Raw genomic sequence first — 22,704 nt, 5'->3', positions numbered from 1 at the left:
CGTAGCGGCGCAGGTTCAGACCGAAGTGTCCGTAATTCTCGGCGGAATATTCGGCCTGGGCCTGAGAGCGCAATACCACTTCGTTCACCAGCGGTTCGGAATCGTGACCCTTCACCTTCGCCAGCACACCGTTGAACAACGACGGTCGCAGCGCACCGGCCTTGGCAAATGGCAGATCGAGGGTCTTGAGGAATTCCTGCAGGTTGTGAACCTTCTCCTGCGAAGGCTCGTCGTGCACCCGGTAGATAAGCGGCAGGCCCTTTTTTTCAAGCATCTCGGCCGCCGCGACGTTCGCTAGGATCATGAACTCTTCGATGAGTTTATGGGCATCCAGGCGTTCCGGCACGATGACGCGATCCACGGTGCCGTCGGACTTCAGCAATATCTTGCGCTCGGGGATATCGAGATCGAGCGGATCGCGTTCGTCGCGCGCCAGCTTCACCAGGGCGTAGGCGTCGTACAGCGGCTTCAGGATCGGTTCGAGAATGGGGCCGGTGGTATCATCCGGTTGGCCGTCGATGGCCGCCTGTGCCTGCGCGTAGTTCAGCTTTGCCGCCGAGCGCATCAGGATGCGATGGAAGGTATGCGAGCGCTTGCGGCCGTCGGCGCCGATCACCATGCGCACGGCCAGCGCCCCACGCGGCTCGTTGGGCACCAGCGAACACAGGTTGTTGGAGATCCGTTCCGGCAGCATCGGCACGACGCGGTCGGGGAAGTACACCGAGTTGCCGCGGATCAGCGCGTCGCGGTCCAGCGCGGAGCCGGGCCGCACATAGAAGGCGACGTCGGCGATGGCGACGGTGACGATGTAGCCGCCCTTGTTGTCGGGATCGGGTTCGGCATAGACCGCGTCGTCGTGGTCCTTGGCGTCCGGCGGATCGATGGTGACCAGCGGCACCGCGCGCCAGTCCTCGCGGCCGGCCAATGTCGCGGGTTGCGCTTCTTCGGACTCGGCTATCGCGGCTGCCGAAAATTCCTGCGGGATTTCGTGGGAGTGGATCGCGATCAGGCTGACGGCCTTCTCGGTGGATAGCGAGCCGAGCCGCTCCTTGACCTTGCCGGATGCCAGGCCGTAGCCGCGGGTGTGGATCAGATCGACGCTGACGAGATCGCCATCCTCGGCGCCGTTGGCGTCGGCGGGGGCGATGTTGAGTTCGCCGCGTCCGGCCTGTTTTTTATCGACCGGGATCAACCGCCCGCCGCCGCCCGGAATGCTGCGAAAAATGCCGAGTAGTCGCGCCTTCGCCTTGTCGATCACCTTGATAACGCGGCCACGGTAGGCAACCGCCTCGCCTTCGGCCTCGATCTTCTCGATGCGCAACATCGCGCGATCGCCAACGCCGGCGGCAGTGCCGGGCAGGGGGCGGCGCGGCGTGTGGATGCGGATTTTTGGCGTGACGCCTTGCGTCGCTTCGTCCCATTCGGTGGGCGTGGCGAGCAACTCGCCGTCGCGGTCGCGGGCGGTGATGTCAACCAGTATCGTCGGCGGCAACGTGGCGGGCTGGTGGACGGTGCGGCCCTGCTTGGCGATCACGCCTTCATGAGCGAGCTCGCGCAGGATCTGCTTCAGCTCGATGCGGGCGGCGTTCTTCAGGCCGAACTCCCGCGCGATCTCGCGGGTGCCGATCTTGCCGGGATGGGTACGCACGAACGCGACGATCGCGTCCCGGGTTGGAAAGCCGTTATCCCGTTTCTTGCTCACAATTATCCGTTCTTGCCCGCGCTCTTTTTCGCGGCAGGTTTGGCAGTCTTCTTGGCCGGTGAGGTTTTCGCGGTCACGGGGGCACGCGCCGCGCTCGCGGCAGCACCCTCGGCTTTCGGCTTGGCTGCGATTTTCTTGACGGCCTTCTTGGCCACCTTCTTCTTGGCTGCTGCCTTCTTGACGGGCTTGGCGTCGATATCTGCGGATTTAGCCGCAGCCTTCTTGGCCGGCGTCTTTTTCGCGACGGCCTTCTTGGCGCCACGCTTCGGCTTGCCGCCGCCCTTGGCGGCGCGCTCGTCGATCAACGCGATGGCTTCTTCCAGCGTGATCGTCTCCTGCGTCTTGTCGCTGGGGATCGTCGCATTGACGCCGCCGGCGGTGACATAGGCGCCGTAGCGGCCGCCTTTGACGGCGACGCCGCCGAGGGTGGGATGCTCGCCGAGCGGCTTGCCTGGGTCGGCGCCGAACTTGCGGCCGCTCGGGCCCTTCAGGATCTTCTCGGCGATCAGCGTCACCGCGCGATTGAGCCCGATGTCGAACACCTCGTCGCCAGCCTCGAGGCTGGCATAGGTTTTCTCATGGCGCACGAAAGGCCCGAACCGGCCAAGCCCGGCGGTGATCGGCTCGCCCGTTTCCGGGTGCTTGCCGACTTCGCGGGGCAACGACAGCAGTTTGAGCGCGAGGTCGAGCTCGACGTCGCTGGGCGACGTGTCCTTGGGGATGCCCGCGCGTTTCGGCTTCTCGCCTTCGGCGTAGTCCTTGACGTCGCCAAGCTGGATGTACGGCCCGAAACGGCCGGCCTTCACCGCCACGTCGCGGTCGGTCAGCGGGTCCTTGCCAAGGATGCGGTCGGCGCTGGCGCCGGAATCCGCCGCGAGCGGGCGGGTGTAGCGGCATTCCGGATAGTTCGAGCAGCCGACGAAGGCGCCGAACTTGCCGGCCTTGAGGTTGAGCTTGCCCGTGCCGCAGGTCGGGCACTGCCGGGGATCGCCGCCGTCTTCGCGCGGCGCGTAGATGTGCGGCCCCAGCATGTCGTCGAGCGCGTCGAGCACCTGGGTGACGCGCAGATCCTTGATCTCGTTCACGGCGCCGATGAAGTCGGTCCAGAAATCGCGCAGCACCTGCTGCCAGGAGATTTCGTTGTTGGAGATTCGGTCGAGATTCTCTTCCAGCGCCGCGGTGAAGTCATACTCCACGTACCTGGCGAAGAAGTTCTCCAGGAAGGCCACGACGACGCGGCCCTTGTCCTCGCCGTACAGGCGCTTCTTCTCGAGCCGCACATAGCCGCGGTCCTTGAGAACCTGCAGGATCGACGCGTAGGTCGAGGGCCGGCCGATCGAGAGTTCTTCCATCCGCTTCACCAGGGAGGCTTCCGAGAAGCGCGGTGGCGGTTCGGTGAAGTGTTGGGTGACGGCGAGGTTCTCTTTCTTCAGCGTCTCGCCTTCGCTCATGGCGGGCAGGCGGCGTGAATCCTCGTCGTCGGTGTCGTCGTCCTTGCCTTCCTGATAGACCGCGAGGAAGCCGTCGAACTTCACCACCTGGCCGGTGGCGCGCAATTCCAGCACGCGGGCGCCGGCCTTGGCCGAGATGTCCACGGTGGTGCGCTCCATTTCCGCGGATTCCATCTGGCTGGCGATGGTGCGGACCCAGATCAGCTCATAGAGCTTGGCCTGGTCGGTATCGAGCCGGCCGCGCAGGCTGGCGGGGCGGCGCGACAGGTCGGTCGGGCGGATCGCTTCATGCGCTTCCTGGGCGTTCTTGGCCTTGGTCGAGTATTGCCGCGCGACGCCGGGGACGTACTGCTTGCCGTAGTCCTCACCGATCACTTCGCGCGCCTGCGTGATCGCCGAGCCGTCGATCTGCACGCCGTCGGTTCGCATATAGGTAATGAGACCGGTGGTCTCGCCGCCAATGTCGATGCCCTCATAGAGCCGCTGCGCGATGCGCATGGTGTGCGCCGGCGCGAAGCCGAGCTTGCGGCTGGCTTCCTGCTGCAACGTCGAGGTCGTGAACGGCGCCTGCGGATTGCGGCGCGCCGGCTTGGCTTCGACGGTGGTGACTTCGAACTTGGCGGCCTCGATCGCCTTGCGGAAGTCTTCAGCCTCTTCGCCGGTGCCGATGTCGAGGCGCTGAATCTTCTTGCCGTCGGCGCCGATCAGGCGCGCTTCAAAGCTTTCGCCGCGCGGCGTCGCCAACGTGGTGACCAGCGACCAGTATTCGCGCGGGATGAATTTTTCGATTTCGAGCTCGCGGTCGCACACCAGCCGCAACGCGACCGACTGCACGCGGCCGGCCGAACGCGCGCCGGGCAGTTTTCGCCACAGCACCGGCGACAGCGTAAAGCCGACCAGATAATCGAGCGCGCGGCGCGCCATGTAGGCATCAACCAGCGCGCCATCGATCTGGCGCGGGTTCTTCATCGCCTCGGTCACCGCCTGTTTGGTGATGGCGTTGAACACGACGCGTTCGATCTTGTGATCCTTGATCGCGCGTTTTTCCTTCAGCACTTCGAGCACGTGCCAGGAAATCGCCTCGCCTTCGCGATCCGGATCGGTTGCGAGGATCAGCTTGTCGGCGCCCTTGAGAGCCTTGGCGATGTCGTTGAGACGGCTGGCAGCCTTGGGATCGACCTCCCAGATCATCTGGAAATTGGCGTCGGGATCGACCGATCCGTTCTTGGCGGGAAGGTCGCGAACATGGCCGAACGATGCCAGCACCTCGTAGTCGGGCCCGAGATACTTGTTGATCGTCTTGGCCTTGGATGGCGACTCGACAATGACGATATTCATGTCATTCCAATAGCTTAATGGGGAAAGTCGGGCCGGTTCCGCGAGAGTCGCGTCGGCCGTTTCGCCGCGAACATGGGTGTGAAGGGGGCGCGTGTCAAATATTGATCTGTTGATGGCCGCTGAAAGCAGCCCAGGTGAATATACTCTTGGTTGTATTGTACATCTTATGGTTGCGTAAAACTGAGCGTTCGTGGTAACTAGGGAAGGTCGCAACAATCTGTTGCCGAAGGGACTGTCGATGACGCCACCGCCTGGAAGCGATCGTTTCGACGATGGCGAGCCTCCGCGGGACGGCGGTCCGGAGGAAGCCGCTCATTATATAAAGAGTGCGCTCGAAGACCCTCGCGCGCGTCGCGCAGCGCCATGGTCACGGCATGCTCGTCTACCTGATCGACATGGCCCACATGGAGGCGGAGGAGATCGTGCGACAGGCCGGCAACCGCCGTTCAGCCCGCTGATGCGACCGGCTTGATCGCGGTATCGCCGACGCCGAGCAGCCGGCCATCCGCGGCGTGCAGTTCGAGCGGGCGCACCCGCTTGCCGGCTTTGCGATCGACCATGATGTTGGTGGCTTCGCCGGGCGCAAACGCAAAATCCTCGCCCCACTGCCGCAGCGCCACCATGATCGGAAATACCGCGCGGCCTTTCGGCGTCAGCACGTAGTCCTGATAGGCGCTGCCGTCGGACGCGGGCTCTGTCGTCAGGATGCCATCGGCCACCAGCGCCCGCAGCCGGGTCGTCAGGATATTCTTGGCCAGTCCGAGATGCTTCTGGAATTCGCTGAAGCGACGCAGCCCCATCATGGCGTCGCGGATGATCAGCATTGACCAGCAGTCGCCGATCGATTCCATCGATCGCGCTATCGGGCAGGCGTTGTCTTTCAGGCTGGTGCGCTTGGCCATGGCGGCTCTCCTCGGCGTCCTCACGAAAACGTGGGCATCCGAATATCTGGTTGCAATATAAAACCGGTCCGCCTAGATGGCAACACGGTTGCAAAAAGCAACCGGTTGGCTTCAGGAGCGCACCATGAGACTCGCAGGCAAGACGGCGTTAATTACCGGCGGCAACAGCGGTATCGGACTGACCACCGCACGGCTTTTCGTGGCGGAAGGCGCCAAGGTGGCGATTACCGGTCGCGACAAGGCCAGGCTGGACGCGGCGGTCGCGGAGCTCGGCTCCAATGCGGTGGGGATCGTTGCCGATGCCACCGATATCGCCGCCACCGAGAACGCCGTTGCCAAAGCGGTGGAGAAATTCGGCAAGCTCGATATCGTGTTTGCCAATGCCGGCATCAGCGGCAGCACCCCGGTCGGGGGTACCTCCCTCGACCTGTTCGAATCGATCCTGAAGACCAACATCACGGCTGTGTTCTTCACGGTGCAGGCGGCAGTGCCGCATCTCAATGACGGCGCCTCGATCATCCTCAACGGCTCGGTAATCTCGGTGCTGGGCAACCCCGGTTACGCGGCCTACGCCGCGAGCAAGGCCGGGGTGCGCGCGATGGCCCGCGTCATGGCGTCGGAACTGTCGCCGCGCGGCATCCGCGTCAATGTCGTTTCGCCAGGTGCCACCAGCACGCCGATCTGGAGTCGCCACGCACCTACGCCCGAAGCCGTCACCGCGCTCGAAGCGAAAATCTCCCAGACGATTCCGCTTGGCCGTTTCGGCAAGCCGGAACAGGTCGCGAAGACCGTGCTGTTCCTGGCGTCTGACGATGCGTCGAACATTCAAGGCGCCGAGATCTTCGTCGATGGCGGCTCCACTGCTTCACCGGCTGGCGCTCCGGCGTATCGCGGCTAGGCACCATCGATCCATCGCGCGGAGAGCCTGCACCACAACCTCAAAGTGGCGTGCGGGTGGGATGCGTTGCGAGGATGTATTTTCAGTATTTGCTCTGGTCCGCTGAACCGCTGCGCATGACGTGAAGACTCCCGTGGGAGGGCAGGGCCACCCACGGGAGTTCGATATGGCAGATGTCACACGGATTGTTGCGGTTCCGAAGCCTGCTGAGGCCACGGAAACGCATCCGCTCGTCGCCATCGCGCTGTTTTGCGCGATCGGACTGCTGCTATCGTTGAGCGTTATCGTGCTCGACCAGTATTTGCCCGGCGAGTGGTTCTAGCCTATGCCGCGCGCAGATCGGTTGCCGCCTGCAGCGCCGCAGTGACTGCCTTTTCGCGATGGTCCGGTCCAAGGTTGACCCCCTCGGCAACAATGACTTCAATATCGGTAACGCCAATGAATCCGAACACGCCGCGCAGATAGGTTTCTGCGTGTTCATAGGCTGCAGCGGGTGCGCCGACGCCGTAGAAATTGCCGCGCGATAGCGCAATGACGATGCGTTTGCCGCCGGCCAGGCCCTGGACGCCACTGGCGTCGTACTTGAACGTCTTGCCAGCCACCGCGATGCGGTCGATCCATGCCTTGAGCTGCGTCGGGATCGTGAAATTGTACATTGGCGCACCGATTACCACGATGTCCGCAGCGAGGAAGTCGTCGAGCGCCGTCTGGCCGGCGGCGAGGTCCGCACCCAGGCTGACCTCGGGCGTGGCTCCCTGTGCGGCGGCGAGATGCGCGCCCGACAGATGCGCCAGCGGCGTGGCGGCGAGGTCGCGATAGGTCACTTGCAGACCCGGCGTGGTGTCCGTCAGATGGCGGACGACCGCCGCGGATACCTGCCGGCTGACGAAGTTTGGGCCCAGCACGCTGGAATCGATGTGAAGCAGTTTCATATCAGTTTTCCTATGGTATAGGTTTGTAACTGACGCTACATGAGTGACTATTGGAAAACGCACAAGAAGGCACAGATTTGAAACCCGAGCACATCGATGTGCCTGTCCTTCCGCCCAACGCGCATCTCGGCAGCGACTGCCGCGGCGTCGCGGCGGTGCTGTCGCGGGTCGGCGACAAATGGAGCGTGCTGGTGATCATGCTGCTCGGCGGCGGGCCGCGCCGCTTCAACGAACTCAAGCGCATGATCGGCGGCATCTCGCAGCGGATGCTGACGCTGACCCTGCGCGGGCTGGAACGCGACGGCCTCGTAACCCGCACGGTATTTCCGACCGTCCCGCCACGGGTCGATTACGAACTTACCGATCTCGGCCGTGGCCTGAGCTTGCCAGTGATGGCGTTGGGTGCCTGGGCGCAGGAGCATCAGCCGGACATTGAAACCGCGCGACAGAATTTCGACGGCCGCAATTCGACCGGCTGAGCTTGCTCAGATCATCGACACCAGCCCGCCGCCATGGCGCTCGAGACGGCCGGCGAGTTCGAGCTCCAGCAGCACCGTGCGTACCACCGCGGCCGACGTGCCGCTGAGGCGGATCAGGTCGTCGATGCCCACCGGGCTCGGCCCGAGCAGCGCGACGATCCGCGCGCGGTCGCTATGATCGGGCTCGTCGAAGGAAGCGATATCGTCGGGCTCGCGGCTTGGCAGTTCCACCGGGCGCTCCATGATCGGCGTGACGGCGTTGATGACGTCGGCGGCCTCGGTAATCAGGGCCGCGCCCTGCTTGATGAGATCGTTGGTGCCGGCGGCGCGCGGGTCGAGCGGCGAGCCAGGCACGGCAAACACCTCTCTGCCCTGTTCGGCGGCGCTCCTGGCCGTGATCAGCGAGCCCGAGCGATGCGCGGCCTCGATCACCACGACGCCCAGCGAAGCGCCGGAGATCAGTCGGTTTCGGCGGGGAAAATCCCGTGCCCGCGGCACATGGCCGAGTGGCATTTCCGAGATCGCTCCGCCCTGTTCGAGGATCGCGAACAGCAGGTCCTCGTGCTCCGGTGGATAGATTTTGTCGTGGCCGCCGGCGAGGACCGCCAGCGTGCCGCTCCGGACGGTGGCGCGATGCGCGGCCTGGTCGATGCCGCGGGCTAGGCCGGAGGCAATGACAAAGCCGGCGTCGCCGAGATCATGCGCTAGCTTCGCTGCGAATTTCAGCCCGGCGGCGGAGGCGTTGCGCGAGCCGACAATGGCGATCATCGGCCGCATCAAGGCGTCGGCCGTGCCGCGGACGCCGAGCAGGGGAGGCGCGTCTTCGATGCCGGCCAGGCGAGGCGGATAGCCGGCTTCACCGGGCGCCAGCAGCGCGACGCCGATCTTGCGGCAGGCTGCAAGTTCACGCCGGGCGTCGTCTTCGCTGGCAATCCGGCCGGGACGCGTGGCCCCGCCGCGACGCGCCAGATCCGGCAGCCGCTCCAGAGCCGCGCGAGCGCTGCCGTAATGATTGACCAGCGAACGGAACGTGCGCGGGCCGACATTATCGCTGCGGATCAGCCGCAGCCAGTCGATGCGCTGGGCGTCCGTGAGGTGTGCTGTGCCCGATGTATTGCTGTCCAAATGCTGCCCCTCCGACGAACAGCATTGCGCAACTTCAGGATGTGTTCAATTGACATTCGCACGGAGGGTGCGAGAGTAGGGGTGAGGCCGCGGGACGGCTTCTGTGCAGTGACAGCAATGCTTTTGGAATTCAACAACTACCAGCGGGTTGGCGCTTCGAGCAACGCCGCTGTCGGTCGTGAATTTGAGGAAGCCGCGCAGATCTTCTTTCACTCCGAAGGCGTGGTGCTGGCCCGCAATTTCGTTGTGCCCGTCGGCTACAAACTGCGGAAGAACAAGCGCTTCGACCTGGGCAGCGCCAGTCCACGCATCCTGGTGGAGTGCAAATCATACACTTGGACCGCTTCCGGCAATCCGCCGAGTGCGAAGATCAGGGGCATGAACGAGGCGATGCTGCTGTTCAGCGTAGCGCCAAGGGACTATCGGAAGATCCTGTTCGTGCTCAAACACCTTCATCCGCATTCGAAGGTGAGTTTGATCTCCCACTACATCAGGAACAACGGCCATCTGATCGGCCCCGGCGTCGAGATCTGGGAATTCGATCTCGGCGCAAGGCAAGGCGCGCGGGTGTTCTAGAGCGGGCGTCGCACGTTGGCTTCTTGCTACTTCGCGCCGATCTTGCCTTCGGTGCCGGCCGTCAGTCGCTTGATGTTTTCGCGGTGCATGAACCATAGCAGGGCGGTGAGGACCGTCGCCAGCACCGCCAGGTTGGGGGCCTTGGCCCACCACAGGAAGATCGGTGTGATGGCGCTGGCGGTCAGCGCAGCAAATGACGAGTAGCGCGAGGCAAAGGCGCAGGCCAGCCAGGCCATGCAGAATACCAGCGCCGCCGGCCAGAACAGCCCGAGCATGATGCCGATATAGACCGCGACCCCCTTGCCGCCCTTGAAGCCGAGCCAGACCGGAAACAGGTGGCCGAGAAAGGCGGCGAGACCTGCGACCATTGCCGCGTTGGGTCCGCCGACGCTACCGGCGATGATTACGGCCACTGTGCCCTTCAGCGCATCGAGCAGCAGCGTCGCCGCGGCGAGGCCCTTGCGGCCGGTGCGCAGCACGTTGGTGGCGCCGATGTTGCCGGAGCCGATGGTGCGGATGTCCTGGGTGCCGGCGAGCCTGGTCAGCACCAGCCCGAACGGGATCGAGCCGAGAAAATAGCCGAGCGCGGCGGCGAATACATAAACGACAATCATGACGACCTACACATGTTCATACACCGTGCGTCCGCCGACGATGGTGCGCGCGACGCGGCCGGTGAAGCGGGCCTCGTCGAACGGCGTGTTCTTGCATTGCGACTTCAGGTCGGCGGGATCCAGCACCCACGGCACGTCGGCGTCAATGACGATGATGTCGGCGACAGCGCCGGGGCGCAACGATCCGCCGGGCAGGCCGAGCAATTCGGCCGGCCGCGTCGACATGGCGCGGATCAGCCGGGTGAAGTCCAGTTCCCCGCTATGGATCAGGCGCAACCCGGCCGACAGCATGGTTTCCAGCCCGATCGCGCCGGGGGCGGCCTCGGCGAACGGCAGCCGCTTGGTCTCGACATCCTGCGGATTGTGGTCGGACATAATGACGTCGATCAGGCCGGAGGCGACCGCAGCCACCAGCGCCTGGCGGTCGTCCTCGGTGCGCAGCGGCGGCGACAGTTTCAGGTAGGAGCGGTACGGGCCGATGTCGATTTCGTTCAGCGTGAGATGGTTGATCGAGGCCGAGGCGCTGACGCGCAGGCCAGCGTCGCGGGCGCGCTGCAGCACCTCGATCGACTCGATGCAGGTCAATGAGGCCGCGTGGTATCGACCGCCGGTCAATGCGACCAGGCGCATGTCGCGCTCCAGCAGTACGGCTTCGGCAGCGTTGGGAATGCCGATCAGGCCAAGCCGCGAGGCGCGCTCGCCCTCGTTCATGACGCCTTCGCCGACCAGGTCGGGGTCCTCGGTGTGGTGCACGATCAGCGCGTCGAAATCGCGTGCGTAGGTCAGCGCGCGGCGCATCAGTTGCGCGTTGGTGATGCTCCTATCGCAATCAGTGAAGGCGACGGCGCCGGCGGCCTTCAACAGACCGATCTCGGTCATCTCAAGGCCCTGCATGCCCTTGGTCAACGCCGCCATCGGATGGATGTTGACGATGGCGGTGTCGCGGGCGCGCCGCAGCACGAAATCGACGGTGGCCGGATTGTCGATCACCGGCGAGGTGTCGGGCTGGCAGATGATGGTGGTGATGCCGCCGGCCGCCGCCGCGCGGCTGGCGGAGGCGAAGGTCTCGCGGTGGTTGGCGCCGGGCTCGCCGACGAAGGCGCGCATATCGACCAGGCCGGGCGCCACGATCATGCCGGCGCAGTTGACGATGTCGGTGCCCTCCGGCACGCCGGCGGCGCCGATGCCGCGGCGGGCGTCGCGGATCACGCCGTCGGCGATCAGCACGTCGCCGGGGCCGTCGATGTTGCGCGACGGATCGATCAGGCGGGCGTTGGCAAGCAAAATGGGGCGGCGGTCGGTCAGCATGGGATCACGCATTCGGGAGGTTGCGCGCAAGCGCTTCAAGCACGGCCATGCGGACGGCGACACCCATCTCGACCTGTTCGCGGATCAGCGATTGCGCACCGTCGGCGACGATGGAGTCGATTTCGACGCCGCGATTCATCGGGCCGGGATGCATCACCAGCGCGTCGGGCTTGGCGTAGGCCAGTTTTTTCTGGTCGAGGCCGAAATACTGGAAATACTCGGCGGAGGAGGGCACGAACGAACCGTTCATGCGCTCGCGCTGCAGCCGCAGCATCATCACGATGTCGGCGCCTTCAAGCCCCTCGCGCATGTCGCGGAATACCTCGACACCCATTCGCTCGATACCCGGAGGCAGCAGCGTCGAGGGCGCCACCACGCGGACGCGGGCGCCCATGGTGTTGAGCAGCAGGATGTTGGACCGCGCGACGCGCGAATGCAGGACGTCGCCGCAGATCGCGATCACCAGCCCTTCGAGCCGGCCCTTGTTGCGACGGATGGTCAGCGCATCCAGCAGCGCTTGCGTGGGATGCTCGTGCGCCCCGTCGCCGGCATTGATGACGGAGCCATCGACCTTGCGCGCCAGCAGTTCGACCGCGCCGGAGGCGTGGTGGCGCATCACGAGGATGTCCGGGTGCATCGCATTCAGCGTCATCGCGGTGTCGATCAGCGTCTCGCCCTTCTTGATGGACGACGATGTCACCGACATGTTCATGACGTCGGCGCCGAGCCGCTTGCCGGCCAGTTCGAACGAGGACTGGGTCCGCGTCGAGTTCTCGAAGAACAGGTTGACCTGGGTGCGACCGCGGAGGCTGGTGCGCTTTTTGTCGACCTGGCGGTTCAGCTCGACATATTCCTCGGACAGGTCGAGGAGGCCGGTGATATCCGCGGCGGAAAGGCCCTCGATGCCCAGCAAATGCCGGTGGCCGAGGACAAACGTCGATTTCGTTGCAAGGGTCATTAAAGCAAGAGCTATAGGCAGAGTTCAAAAGCGGGGCAAGCGGCAATCGGCCGGTTCCGGGTTATCCCCCGGTCTGTCGTCAGAAGGGTAAACCCCGTCAGCAAAAATCGCCGCAAAGTCGCCGCGATTGCAGCCCGTGTGAAATCGCTGCCGATGCGCGTAAACTGCGCCGAATCCATTCGGGACCGGAATCCATCCATGACGCACGATACCGCCGCCACGACCGAGGCGCTGAACCAGTCGCCGCCGTTCGAGGACATCGACCTGTTCGCGACCGATCGTTCGCTGGTGGAGGCGGTGGCGCTGAACGAGGGATCGTCGGCCTATGTGGAGCATTCCGAATTCGGTCAGCTCTGGGGTTCGGCTGCGATGGCGGCGCGCGGTCGCCTCGCCAACGAGAACCCGCCGAAGCTGAAAACCTTCGACGCCCGCGGCAACCGCCGCGACGAGGTCGAGTTTCACCCGGCCTATCACGAGTTGATGGCGCAGTCGGTTGCCGCCGGCATTCACAATTCGACCTGGAGCAAGGACGGCCAGCCGGCCGGCAAGGCGTCGGAAGTCGCGCGCGCGGCAAAATTCTATATGGCGGCGCAGGTCGAGACCGGGCATCTCTGCCCGATCACCATGACCCGCGCCGCGGTGGCGGCGCTGGCGTCGCAACCGGACGTGCTCGCGCAGGCGATGCCGATGATCGCCAGCCGCCATTACGATCCGCGCTTCGCGCCGTGGACGGCCAAGCGCGGCATGACCCTCGGCATGGGCATGACCGAGAAGCAGGGTGGTACCGATGTGCGCAGCAACATCACGGCGGCCACCCGCGACGGCGATGCCTACCGAATCCAAGGCCACAAATGGTTCATGTCGGCGCCGATGTGCGACGCCTTCCTGGTGCTGGCGCAGGCCGGTGACGGGCTGAGCTGCTTCTTCATGCCGCGGTTTCGGCCGGACGGTTCGGTCAACGCCATCGAATTCCAGCGGCTCAAGGACAAGCTCGGCAACCGCTCGAACGCCTCGTCCGAAGTGGAATTCAAGGATGCTTACGCGCTGCGTGTCGGCGACGAGGGCAAGGGCATCCGCACCATCCTCCAGATGGTGCAACTGACGCGGCAGGATTGCGCCGTCGCCAATGCCGGTCTGATGCGCTCGGGCCTGGCGCATGCGCTGCATCACGCCCGGCATCGTAGCGTGTTCCAGAAACATCTGGCCGATCAGCCGATGATGCAGAGCGTGCTCGCCGACATGGCGCTGCATGTCGAAGCCTGCACGGCACTGGTAATGCGGCTGTGCCATTCGTTCGACCGCGCGCCGGAAGATGCCGCGGAAGCCGCCTATATGCGTCTGCTGACGCCGGCGATCAAATACGGGGTCTGCAAGAGCGCGCCGGGCTTCCTGTTCGAGGCGATGGAGTGCATGGGCGGCAACGGCTATGTCGAGGAGGGCATCCTGGCCCGGCACTACCGCGAAGCGCCGGTCAATGCGATCTGGGAAGGCTCTGGCAATGTAATGTGCCTCGACGTTTTGCGCGCGCTGTCGCGCGAGGGCGACGGCGCGATCGCGGTGCTGCAGACGCTGGTCGATGAGACCCGCGGATTGCCGGGCGCGTCGGAGGCGGCGTCGTTCGTGATCGGGACATTGTTGAGGACCGACAGCGAGCGGGTGGCGCGGCAGGCAGTGGAATCGCTGGCGCTGCTGGCTGCCACCGCGGCGCTGAACCTCGTGCACCCCGCCCATGCCGAACTGTTCGCGAGGACACGGCTCGATAGCGCGCGCGGCACCATGTATGGCGCGGCGGAGTTGAGCGAGGCGCAGTGCCGCGGCCTGCTCGAGCGGGCGCTGCCGCAATGACGTCGCTGGAAACGCCGCTCGTCCCTGTCGCTCCCGTCGAAGCACCGCCGGCGAAGAGGCCGCCGCGGGTGTGGAAGTTCGTCGGCACCAGCCTGTGGGGGTTGTTCGCCTTTGCCGCGATGTTCGTGGGCCAGTTGACGGTGGTCGCCTACTACCTGCTGGTGAAGGATGCGCCACTGGACGCATCGCTGCTGACGACGACGCTGGCCAATGGCACCACCATCTCGATGTCCGTCATCATGGGACTGCCGGCGGTCTGCCTGGCGCTGTGGCTGGCGACCTGGTGGGCCCGGATGCCGTTCGCCGACTACCTGGCGCTGCGCGGCGCCTCATGGAAGCATTTCGTGCTCGGTTCGGTCTGCCTGATCGTGCTGGTGACGGGGTGGGACTTGCTGGCCCGCGCCATCGGCCGCGATTCCTCGCCGGGCTTCATGCTGGACGTGCTGAAATCGGCCCGCGCCGACGGCGCGCTTTGGCTGTTGGTGATTGCGTTCTGCGTGGCCGCGCCGGTGACTGAAGAGTTCTTCGTCCGCGGCTTCCTGTATCGCGGCTGGTCGGAATCGTTTTTGCGGCCGTGGGGCGCTATCGTGTTGTCGTCGGCGGTGTGGACCGCGATGCACATGCAGTACGACTGGTTCTTTTTCGGCGAAATCTTCTCCATCGGGCTGCTGCTCGGCTGGCTGCGTTACCGCAGCCATTCGATTTGGCTGACAATATTCGTCCACGGGCTGAACAACTCGGCGGCCACGGTGCAGAGCTTCTGGCTGGCCACTTACCCCTGAAGTTACGCCGCCAGCGCAATGACGACCGGCATGGTGAGTACGGCGAGCAGCGTTTGCAGCGTCAGGATCTGCGCCAGTAGCGGCGCGTCGCCACCCATCTGGCGGGCGAGGATGTAGCCGTTCGAGGCCGACGGCACCGAGGCGCAGCACGCAACGACCGCAAGGCTGGTGCCGGTCAGGCCGAACGCCATGCCGAGCGCGATCGCCATGGCCGGCATCACCGCCAGCTTCAGCACCACTGTGAGCATCGCCGCGCCGCCCAGACGGCGCAGGCCGTCGAGCTTCAGTCCGGCGCCGACCACCAGCAGGCCCATGGCGAGGGAGCATCGACCGAGCGCATCGGCGAATTCATGCAGCGGTTTGGGGACGGGCAAGCCGATCAGGTTGATGGCGAGACCGACGATGCAGGCCCAGATCAGCGGGCTCTTGGCGATGGTCAGCAGCAGGTTCGGCCAGGACAGCCGCCGCGGCGAGGCGTAATGCGCCAGCACCCAGACGGCGAGAATATTGAGGAGTGGGATCATCGCCACCATGCCGACCGCCGCCAGCGTGACGCCCGGATCGCCCCACAGGTTGCCGGCCACCGACAACGCCACGAAAGTCTGCCATCGCGTCGCGCCCTGAAACACCGATGTGAAGGCCGGTCCGTCGATGCCGAGCCACCGTACCAGCAGAGGCCGCAGCGCCAGGCACAGCGCCGACATCAGCAGCACCGACAGCAGCAACGCGCCGCCGACTCCGGCGATCGGCACCGAGGCGAGGTTGGCGCGCGACAGGGTGTCGATCAGCAGCGCGGGAAACAGCACGTAATAAACGAGGTGTTCGAGCCCGACCCACACCACATCCTGGGTCAGCAGAGCGCGGCGCAGGATGTGGCCGAGCACGATCAGCAGGAACACCGGGACCAGGGCCGCGAACGCTGTCAGCATGGTCAGCGGATATCCGGCGAGCGCAGCAGTGCGGCGAGGCGATCCAGCGCGCCCTGCAGGATGAAGATCGCCGCGTGTTCGTCGATCACCTTGGCGCGCTTGGCACGGCTGACGTCGTTGGCGATCAGTTCGCGCTCTACGGCAGAGGTCGATAGACGCTCGTCCCAGAACCCGATCGGCAGTTCGGTCAGCTTGGAGAAATTGCGGGCGAAGGCGCGGGTCGATTGCGCGCGTGGGCCCTCGCTGCCGTCCATGTTTATGGGCAGGCCGAGCACGAAGCCGCAGATTTGGCGCTCGTTCGCGAGTTTGATCAGCCGCGCGGCATCGGCCTTGAAGGCGGTGCGCTCGACGGTCTCGACGCCGGTCGCCAGCCGGCGATCCGGGTCGGACACTGCGACGCCGATGGTCTTGGTGCCGAGGTCAAGGCCGATCAGCGCACCGCGCGCCGGCCAGTGCGCGGCGGCCTCGACCAATGGTAGGATGAGTGCAGGCATGTGCTCCGCATAACACGCTTGTTGGCCAATAGGAAAATTCCTCCATGGACGCCCTTACCCTGTTCGGCCTGTTCGCTGTCACCGCCATGCTGGTCTGCTACACGCTGGAGGACCGCAGCCGCTGGTACGTGCTGGCTTTTGCCGGCGCCTGCGGGCTGGGCTCGCTGTACGGCTTCCTGCAGGGCGCCTGGCCGTTCGGGCTGGTGGAGGCGATCTGGGCCGGGGTCGCACTGCGCAAGTGGTTGCTCATCCCTCGCGCCAGCGCATAGCTCGCCGCAATGAGGTTGTGCTAGGTTGAGTGTGGCCCGGCAACGATGCGCGCGCCGATCCCTCCCTTTATTGAACGAGCGTCCACATGTGGCCCAACCGCAGGCTGATCGATCTGTTGAAGATCGAATTTCCCATTGTACAGGCGCCGATGATCGGGCCGGTCGATACCGACATGGTAATCGCCGTTGCGCAGGGTGGCGGCTTGGGGTCGCTGCCCTGCGCAGCAGTGACGGTGGAGAAGGCCCGCGAACAGGTCAATATTGTGCGGCAGCGGGTATCGGCGCCGGTCAACATGAATTTCTTCTGCCACACCGGCGTCGAACCCGACCCGCAGCGCGAGGCCGGATGGCGCAAGCGGCTGTCGGCCTATTTCGCCGAACTCGGACTGCCCGTTGATGCGCCCAGCACTGTCGCCAACCGTGCTCCCTTCGGCGAGGAGATGTGCGCGCTGGTGGAAGAGCTGAAGCCTGAAGTGGTCAGCTTCCATTTCGGCCTGCCGGAGCCTTCGCTGCTGGCACGGGTCAAGGCCGCCGGCTGCATCGTGCTGGCGTCGGCCACCATCGTCCGCGAAGCGGTCTGGCTGGAGCACAACGGCGCCGACGTCATTATCGCACAGGGCGCCGAAGCCGGCGGCCATCGCGGCATGTTCCTGACCTCGGACATCACCACCCAGCCCGGTCTGTTCGCGCTGCTGCCGCAGGTGGTCGATGCGGTGAAGCTGCCGGTGATTGCCGCCGGCGGCATTGCCGACGGTCGCGGCATTGCGGCGGCCTTTGCGCTGGGCGCCGCCGGGGTGCAACTCGGCACCGCCTTCCTGCGCACCCCGGAATCCAAGGTGAGCGGACCAGCCCGCGCGGCGCTGGCCGAATCGGCCGATGACGGCACCGTCATCACCAATGTCATGACCGGGCGCCCGGCACGCGGCGTCATCAACCGGGTGATGCGCGAGGTCGGGCCGATCTCGGCCGATGCGCCGGCGTTTCCGCATTCTGCGGTGGCGCTGGGCCCGCTGAAGGCCGCCGCCGAGAAGCTCGGCCGGGTGGATTTCACCAACCTGTGGGCCGGGCAGGCGGTGCGTATGGGGGGCGAAATGCCCGCCGCCGAGCTGACCCGGGCGCTGGCAGCGTCGGCGCTGGCGCGGATGCAGCAACTGGCCGGCTGAGGGGCGTGGTTGCGGCGCGAAACCTCCGTCTGCTATACGGCGGGCTGAATTCCGCCCCGAGGCTCCCTATATGTCCGTCGATGCCGCCACCGTTCGCCGTATCGCGCATCTCGCGCGGATCGCGGTTACTGACGCCGAGGTTCCCCATCTGCAGGGCGAGCTGAACGCCATGCTGGCCTTTGTCGAGCAGCTGCAGGAAGTGAACGTCGAGGGCGTCGAACCGATGACCTCGGTGATGCCGATGGACATGAAGAAGCGCGAAGACATCGTCAACGATGGCGAGATCGTCGACAAGGTGACGGCGAACGCGCCGGAGTCCGAGGACCATTTCTTCCTGGTCCCCAAGGTCGTGGAATAACGGACGGGAACATCGCATGTGCATGCTTTGCGACGATGAAAAATCCTATCAGCTCTACATGGATTACCTCGACGCCATGGAGAAGCAGGGCAAGATCGTCGATGCCGACAAGGCACTCGACGCCGTGCTCGACCAGCTGCAGGCCGCCGATCTCGCCTCCGAAAAACTCCGCCGCGATGCGCCGGAAAACGACAAGACGCTCTCTCCGTTCTTCTGCAGCCCGGTCAATAAATAGATGACAAACCTGACGTCGCTGACGCTCGCGGAGGCCCGTGACGGTCTCGCGAAAAAATCCTTCACGTCGGTCGAATTGACCGATGCGCATATCGTGGCGGTCGAAAACGCGCGGGTGCTGAACGCCTATGTGCTGGAAACGCCAGTGCATGCCCGCGCGATGGCCGCGGCGGCCGATGCGACTATCGCGAAAGGCGAGGCTGGCCCGCTGGCCGGCATTCCGCTGGGCATCAAGGACCTGTTCGCCACCAAGGACGTTCACACCACCGCGTGCTCGAAAATCCTTGGCAACTTCATTCCGCCCTATGAATCCACCGTGACCTCGCAGCTCTGGCGCGACGGCGCGGTGATGCTCGGCAAGCTCAACAACGACGAGTTCGCCATGGGCTCGGCGAACGAGACCTCGGCGTTCGGGCCGGTGGTCAATCCGTGGCGGCGCGATGGATCGGACGTCAATCTCGTCCCCGGCGGCTCGTCCGGTGGCTCCGCTTCCGCCGTGGCCGCGGGTCTGTGCCTTGGCGCGACCGCCACCGACACCGGTGGCTCGATCCGCCAGCCGGCGGCCTTCACCGGAATCGTCGGACTGAAGCCGACCTATGGCCGCTGTTCGCGCTGGGGCATCGTGGCGTTCGCCTCGTCGCTCGACCAGGCGGGGCCGGTGGCGCGCACGGTTCGCGACACCGCCATTCTGATGCGCTCGATGGCTGGCCACGACCCCAAGGACTCCACTTCGGTGGACCGCGCCGTGCCGGACTATGAGGCCGCGATCGGCAAGTCCGTGAAGGGCATGAAGATCGGCATTCCCCGGGAGTACCGCATCGACGGCATGCCGGCCGAAATCGAAAAGCTCTGGATGGACGGCGCCGCGCAGCTCAAGGCCGCCGGTGCGGAACTGATCGACGTGTCGCTGCCGCACACCAAGTACGCACTGCCAGCCTATTACATCGTGGCGCCGGCCGAAGCGTCGTCAAACCTGGCGCGCTATGACGGCGTCCGCTACGGCCTGCGCGTGCCCGGCCGCAACATCGGCGACATGTACGAGAATACCCGCGCCGAAGGCTTTGGCGCCGAAGTCCGCCGCCGTATCATGATCGGAACCTATGTTCTGTCGGCGGGCTACTACGACGCGTATTACCTGCGCGCGCAAAAGGTCCGCACGCTGATCAAGCGGGACTTCGAGGAATGCTTCGCCACCGGCATCCACGGCATCGTGACCCCGGCGACGCCCTCGGCGGCGTTCGGCATTGGTGAGAAGGGCGGCGCCGATCCGATCGAGATGTATCTGAACGACATCTTCACGGTCACCGTGAACATGGCGGGCTTGCCCGGCATCGCGGTTCCCGCCGGGAAGGATGCCCAGGGGCTGCCGCTCGGGCTGCAGTTGATCGGCCGGCCTTTCGATGAAGAGACGCTGTTTTCGCTCGGCGAGACCATCGAGCAGGCCTCGGGGCGATTCACGCCGCCGAAGTGGTGGGCCTGATATCTGCGCCAAATAATCGGGCCGGCATAAATCTGGCCCGAGTGTTGCAGCTTTGACGTTGCGTTTTATGGAAGGCTTGGTCATGGTTTGTCCATGAGCATGGTACGCGTATGAGCGCCGACGACGGTCTCCCGTCCTCCCAACAGGTCGACCAGATTCTGGGTTCGTCCAAGCTTGCGTTGGCGATCGAGAATGATCGCTACAAGCATCTGCTCGACCATGTTCCCGTCGCCATCGCCATCTCGCGCGGTTCCAGCAGCGAGCAGCAGGTCGTCTACGCCAACAAGGCGTTTGAAATCCTGATGTCCATGATGGTTTCCGACGTGGAGGGCCAAAGCTGGACCTGCCTCGACGGCTTCCTCAACGAAGACAATCCAGCCCAAACGCTCGGCGAAGCGATCCGCGACGGCGAGGATTTTATCGGCGTGTTCCGCCCGGCCGGACCGGTCGATCGCCTGGTCATCGTGCAGGCCTATGCCTCGGTGATCGAGAGCGACGACGGCGTCGAGAACTTTCGGATTGCCGCGCTGGTCGATGTCGGCGGCCGCGAACGGGCGCAGATCGAGCAGTTCGAGAACCAGATCCGCGACCGCGACATGCTGATGCGCGAGCTGCAGCACCGCGTGAAAAACAACCTACAGCTGGTCACCGCGCTGGTTCGCATCGAAGCGCGCTCGGCTGCGGAGGGCGAGTCCGTGGCGCTGGCGCGGCTGGCCAGCCGGATCGACGCGCTGACGGTGTTGTACCGGACGCTGTCGGCGGAAGACGCCACCGCGGATATCGATCTCGGCCAGTACCTCGCCGACGTTGCAACGGCCGTCATGGCCGCCAATGCCCCGCAGGGTATCGAACTCGACGTTCAAGTTGGCTATTGCCCGATGTCGATCAACGTCGCCATGCCCGCGGGCCTGCTGGTCAACGAGATGCTGACCAATGCGCTAAAATACGCGTTCGTCGGCCGTGCCGGCGGTCAGTTGAAGCTGATCTGCAAGCTCGAAGATGGCCGCGTTACCGTGGTGGTTTCCGACGACGGGGTTGGCCTGGGCGAGGGCCAGGAATGGCCGTCGCCGCGCAAGCTCGGCGCGCTGATCCTGCAGACGCTGAAGGAAAATGCGCCGAACGTGAAGTTCAACGCCGTGAGCATTCGCGGGCAGGGCACCTGGTTCACGCTGGTGTTCGACACGGTGCCAGGCACGCCGCCGAACTGATCCGGCGCCGGGGCTTAGTCTTTCAATAACCATGATCCCGACGCATATGCGTCCTCCCTGCCGTTTTGCATCAAATGGCAACAGTTTCCCTTACGATGTGTTGAAAGCTTTCCGAAACGCACGGTCGTCACTGACTTGGCCCACCCGGCAAGTCGGCGGACATGATCGGCGGAAGGCGCGAGCGGAAGTCTAATGAGCAGGTTGGGTTCATTCGGTGTCATCGTCACGAGCGCCGCTTTGCTGCTGGGATGCGCGTCGGTCTACAACATTCCCCTCAATGTGCCGCTGGGCTCCGCCGGCGTCGTCGATCACTTGACCATCGGCTTCGCGGACCCCGCCGCGCTTGACGATCTGTTGATCGGCCTGTCGTTCTCCGGCGGCGGCACCCGCGCCGCGGCGTTTTCGTTCGGCGTGTTGCAGGAGATGGACAACACCCCGATGCCGCATGCCTCGGACAAGATGCTGGACCGCATCGATTTCATTTCCGGCGTGTCGGGCGGCTCGGTGACCGCGGCCTATTTCGGCCTGAAGAAGCGCGAGGCGCTGACCGATTTCCGCGAGCGCTTCCTGTTGCTCAATGCGGAGGAGGGCCTGCAGACCACGCTGTCGCTGGGTACCATCGGCCGCGCTTTGGGTGGCGGCATCAACGATTCCACGGCCTTCACCAAATGGCTCGACGCGCATCTGTTCGACAACGTCACCTTCGGCCAGTTCCGCAATGTCGGATCGCCGCGGGTCTGGATCAACGCGTCCGATATCTACAACCATGTGCCGTTTGTGTTCGACGCCACGGCCTTCACCGCGATCTGCAGCGACCTCAGCCAGTACCCGCTGTCGAGCGCGGTCGCGGCATCGGCCGCGGTGCCGATCGCCTTTGCGCCGGCCGTGATCAAGGCCTATCCGGGCACCTGCCACGATCCGCTGCCGCCCTGGATCGCCAAGGCCGCTGCCAACCGCAATTCCTCACCGATGCTGGGTTCTTACGCCAAGGCCGTGATGCGCTACCGCGAAGGCGCGGTGCCTTATCTGAAGCTGATGGACGGCGGCCTGGTCGATAATTACGGCATCTCCGGCTTCACTATCGCGCGGGAATCGTCCGACACCGCCTATGGGCCGCTGACGCCGCAGCAGGCGGTGAAGCTGCGCCGCGCGATGTTCCTGGTGATCGACTCCAAGGCCGGCATCTCCGGCGACTGGGTCAAGACCGTGCAGGGCCCCGACGGCGTCGATATGCTGAAGGCGGCGATCGACACGACGATGGATTCCAGCGTCGGCGCCAGCTACTCCGCCTTCGATCGCACCATGAAGGACTGGCAGGCCTCGATGATCAAATGGCGCTGCGGCCTGTCGGGCGCCGAACGCGCCCGCTACGGCGCCAAGCCCGGCTGGGACTGCAAGAACGTGCAGTTCTTTATCGGCCGGCTCGGCTTCGACCAGCTCGAGCCGGAGCGGGCCGCCGTGCTGGAAGCCGTGCCGACCCGATTCCAGCTGCCGCAGGGCCAGGTCGACGACGTCATCGCCGCCGGCCGCGACACCTTGCGCGCCAGCCCGATTTTTCAGGCATTTGCCCGGGGGCTGTGAGCGTTCGATTGCTGTGCGAGCGGCGCCGGAAAACGCCGCAGGGGGTTTTCTCGCCCCCGCCATCGGAGTAAAAGCCGC

At 65.0% G+C, this 22,704-nt stretch carries 24 protein-coding genes; 14 read left to right on the top strand and 10 right to left on the bottom strand.

The genetic code is table 11. The annotated features are described in order from the left end of the window. Nucleotides 1-1,702: RNB domain-containing ribonuclease (locus JWR89_RS15205; protein WP_299717546.1), on the bottom strand; the 1,702-nt coding region annotated here is incomplete at its 3' end. A 2-nt stretch (nt 1,703-1,704) separates the two neighbouring features. Then, nucleotides 1,705-4,491 carry a type I DNA topoisomerase gene (gene topA / locus JWR89_RS15200; RefSeq protein ID WP_299717544.1) on the bottom strand — a complete coding sequence of 929 codons (2,787 nt, stop codon included), beginning with the start codon at nt 4,489-4,491 and terminating at the stop codon, nt 1,705-1,707. A 326-nt stretch (nt 4,492-4,817) separates the two neighbouring features. Here topA and JWR89_RS15195 point away from each other — a divergent pair, with 326 nt between their 5' ends. Next, nucleotides 4,818-4,949 carry a hypothetical protein gene (locus JWR89_RS15195; RefSeq protein ID WP_299717542.1) on the top strand — a complete coding sequence of 44 codons (132 nt, stop codon included), beginning with the start codon at nt 4,818-4,820 and terminating at the stop codon, nt 4,947-4,949. Here the strand turns inward: JWR89_RS15195 and JWR89_RS15190 are convergent. Next, nucleotides 4,938-5,393: a helix-turn-helix domain-containing protein gene (locus JWR89_RS15190; RefSeq protein ID WP_299717540.1), complete on the bottom strand. Its 456-nt coding sequence runs from the start codon at nt 5,391-5,393 to the stop codon at nt 4,938-4,940. The genes JWR89_RS15195 and JWR89_RS15190 overlap by 12 nt on opposite strands. Before the next feature lie 124 nt (nt 5,394-5,517). Between JWR89_RS15190 and JWR89_RS15185 the strand changes: the two genes are divergently transcribed. Both JWR89_RS15185 and JWR89_RS15180 read left to right on the top strand, forming a co-directional pair. Beyond that, entirely contained in the window at nt 5,518-6,291 is a 774-nt protein-coding gene (locus JWR89_RS15185; RefSeq protein ID WP_299717539.1) for a glucose 1-dehydrogenase, read from the top strand. Nucleotides 6,292-6,457: 166 nt separating this feature from the next. Beyond that, nucleotides 6,458-6,613 (top strand): hypothetical protein, encoded by a 156-nt coding sequence (locus JWR89_RS15180; protein ID WP_299717537.1) that lies wholly within the window; start codon nt 6,458-6,460, stop codon nt 6,611-6,613. A gap of 1 nt (nt 6,614) precedes the next feature. On the opposite strand, the gene JWR89_RS15175 is transcribed toward JWR89_RS15180, so the two are convergent. Beyond that, complete coding sequence (locus JWR89_RS15175) at nt 6,615-7,223, bottom strand: NAD(P)H-dependent oxidoreductase (RefSeq protein ID WP_299717536.1); 609 nt, start codon at nt 7,221-7,223, stop codon at nt 6,615-6,617. Between the two features lie 98 nt (nt 7,224-7,321). Here JWR89_RS15175 and JWR89_RS15170 point away from each other — a divergent pair, with 98 nt between their 5' ends. After that, on the top strand, nt 7,322-7,702 hold the full coding sequence (locus JWR89_RS15170) for a helix-turn-helix domain-containing protein (protein ID WP_299717534.1): 381 nt from the start codon (nt 7,322-7,324) through the stop codon (nt 7,700-7,702). Nucleotides 7,703-7,708: 6 nt separating this feature from the next. Here the strand turns inward: JWR89_RS15170 and dprA are convergent, their stop codons facing one another. Continuing rightward, on the bottom strand, nt 7,709-8,827 hold the full coding sequence (dprA, locus tag JWR89_RS15165; RefSeq protein ID WP_299717532.1) for a DNA-processing protein DprA: 1,119 nt from the start codon (nt 8,825-8,827) through the stop codon (nt 7,709-7,711). Nucleotides 8,828-8,944: 117 nt separating this feature from the next. Between dprA and JWR89_RS15160 the strand changes: the two genes are divergently transcribed. Then, nucleotides 8,945-9,403: a hypothetical protein gene (locus tag JWR89_RS15160; RefSeq protein ID WP_299717530.1), complete on the top strand. Its 459-nt coding sequence runs from the start codon at nt 8,945-8,947 to the stop codon at nt 9,401-9,403. 26 nt (nt 9,404-9,429) lie between these two features. On the opposite strand, the gene plsY is transcribed toward JWR89_RS15160, so the two are convergent. Genes plsY through JWR89_RS15145 form a run of 3 tightly spaced genes read right to left on the bottom strand, consistent with a single transcriptional unit; the run spans nt 9,430 to nt 12,283 of the window. After that, nucleotides 9,430-10,017 carry a glycerol-3-phosphate 1-O-acyltransferase PlsY gene (gene plsY / locus JWR89_RS15155; protein ID WP_299717528.1) on the bottom strand — a complete coding sequence of 196 codons (588 nt, stop codon included), beginning with the start codon at nt 10,015-10,017 and terminating at the stop codon, nt 9,430-9,432. Between the two features lie 6 nt (nt 10,018-10,023). Next, nucleotides 10,024-11,325, bottom strand: coding sequence for a dihydroorotase (locus tag JWR89_RS15150; RefSeq protein ID WP_299717550.1), 1,302 nt, complete (start codon nt 11,323-11,325; stop codon nt 10,024-10,026). Between the two features lie 4 nt (nt 11,326-11,329). Then, nucleotides 11,330-12,283, bottom strand: a complete 954-nt coding sequence (locus JWR89_RS15145) for an aspartate carbamoyltransferase catalytic subunit (protein ID WP_299717526.1) — start codon at nt 12,281-12,283, stop codon at nt 11,330-11,332. A gap of 198 nt (nt 12,284-12,481) precedes the next feature. On the opposite strand from JWR89_RS15145, the gene JWR89_RS15140 reads away from it, so the two are divergent. Both JWR89_RS15140 and JWR89_RS15135 read left to right on the top strand, forming a co-directional pair. After that, nucleotides 12,482-14,128 carry an acyl-CoA dehydrogenase family protein gene (locus tag JWR89_RS15140; RefSeq protein WP_299717524.1) on the top strand — a complete coding sequence of 549 codons (1,647 nt, stop codon included), beginning with the start codon at nt 12,482-12,484 and terminating at the stop codon, nt 14,126-14,128. Beyond that, complete coding sequence (locus JWR89_RS15135; protein ID WP_299717522.1) at nt 14,125-14,910, top strand: CPBP family intramembrane glutamic endopeptidase; 786 nt, start codon at nt 14,125-14,127, stop codon at nt 14,908-14,910. Before JWR89_RS15140 ends, JWR89_RS15135 begins: the two co-directional genes overlap by 4 nt. A gap of 2 nt (nt 14,911-14,912) precedes the next feature. Here JWR89_RS15135 and JWR89_RS15130 read toward each other — a convergent pair whose 3' ends face one another. Both JWR89_RS15130 and ruvX read right to left on the bottom strand, forming a co-directional pair. Then, the gene (locus JWR89_RS15130; RefSeq protein ID WP_299717520.1) at nt 14,913-15,839 is read right to left on the bottom strand and encodes an AEC family transporter; all 927 of its coding nucleotides are present in this window, start codon (nt 15,837-15,839) and stop codon (nt 14,913-14,915) included. A gap of 2 nt (nt 15,840-15,841) precedes the next feature. Continuing rightward, nucleotides 15,842-16,333 (bottom strand): Holliday junction resolvase RuvX, encoded by a 492-nt coding sequence (ruvX, locus tag JWR89_RS15125; protein WP_299717518.1) that lies wholly within the window; start codon nt 16,331-16,333, stop codon nt 15,842-15,844. Nucleotides 16,334-16,377: 44 nt separating this feature from the next. Here ruvX and JWR89_RS15120 point away from each other — a divergent pair, with 44 nt between their 5' ends. The 7 genes from JWR89_RS15120 (at nt 16,378) to JWR89_RS15090 (ending at nt 22,626) form a co-directional block, all read left to right on the top strand. Then, a complete protein-coding gene (locus JWR89_RS15120) occupies nt 16,378-16,602 on the top strand; it encodes a hypothetical protein (RefSeq protein ID WP_299717517.1) in 225 nt (74 codons plus the stop codon). 86 nt (nt 16,603-16,688) lie between these two features. Next, nucleotides 16,689-17,765, top strand: a complete 1,077-nt coding sequence (locus JWR89_RS15115; protein WP_299717515.1) for a nitronate monooxygenase family protein — start codon at nt 16,689-16,691, stop codon at nt 17,763-17,765. 70 nt (nt 17,766-17,835) lie between these two features. Further along, nucleotides 17,836-18,123 (top strand): Asp-tRNA(Asn)/Glu-tRNA(Gln) amidotransferase subunit GatC, encoded by a 288-nt coding sequence (gatC, locus tag JWR89_RS15110; RefSeq protein WP_299717514.1) that lies wholly within the window; start codon nt 17,836-17,838, stop codon nt 18,121-18,123. A gap of 16 nt (nt 18,124-18,139) precedes the next feature. Next, a complete protein-coding gene (locus tag JWR89_RS15105; protein WP_299717513.1) occupies nt 18,140-18,358 on the top strand; it encodes a hypothetical protein in 219 nt (72 codons plus the stop codon). Beyond that, on the top strand, nt 18,359-19,837 hold the full coding sequence (gene gatA, locus JWR89_RS15100; protein WP_299717511.1) for an Asp-tRNA(Asn)/Glu-tRNA(Gln) amidotransferase subunit GatA: 1,479 nt from the start codon (nt 18,359-18,361) through the stop codon (nt 19,835-19,837). A 110-nt stretch (nt 19,838-19,947) separates the two neighbouring features. Then, nucleotides 19,948-21,045: a histidine kinase dimerization/phosphoacceptor domain -containing protein gene (locus tag JWR89_RS15095; protein ID WP_299717509.1), complete on the top strand. Its 1,098-nt coding sequence runs from the start codon at nt 19,948-19,950 to the stop codon at nt 21,043-21,045. Nucleotides 21,046-21,237: 192 nt separating this feature from the next. Then, complete coding sequence (locus tag JWR89_RS15090) at nt 21,238-22,626, top strand: patatin-like phospholipase family protein (RefSeq protein ID WP_299717507.1); 1,389 nt, start codon at nt 21,238-21,240, stop codon at nt 22,624-22,626. Nucleotides 22,627-22,704 lie beyond the last annotated feature (78 nt).

The sequence above is a fragment of the Tardiphaga sp. genome (genome assembly GCF_028290785.1).
Lineage (GTDB): Bacteria > Pseudomonadota > Alphaproteobacteria > Rhizobiales > Xanthobacteraceae > Tardiphaga.
This window is presented reverse-complemented; position numbering and strand designations above follow the sequence as displayed.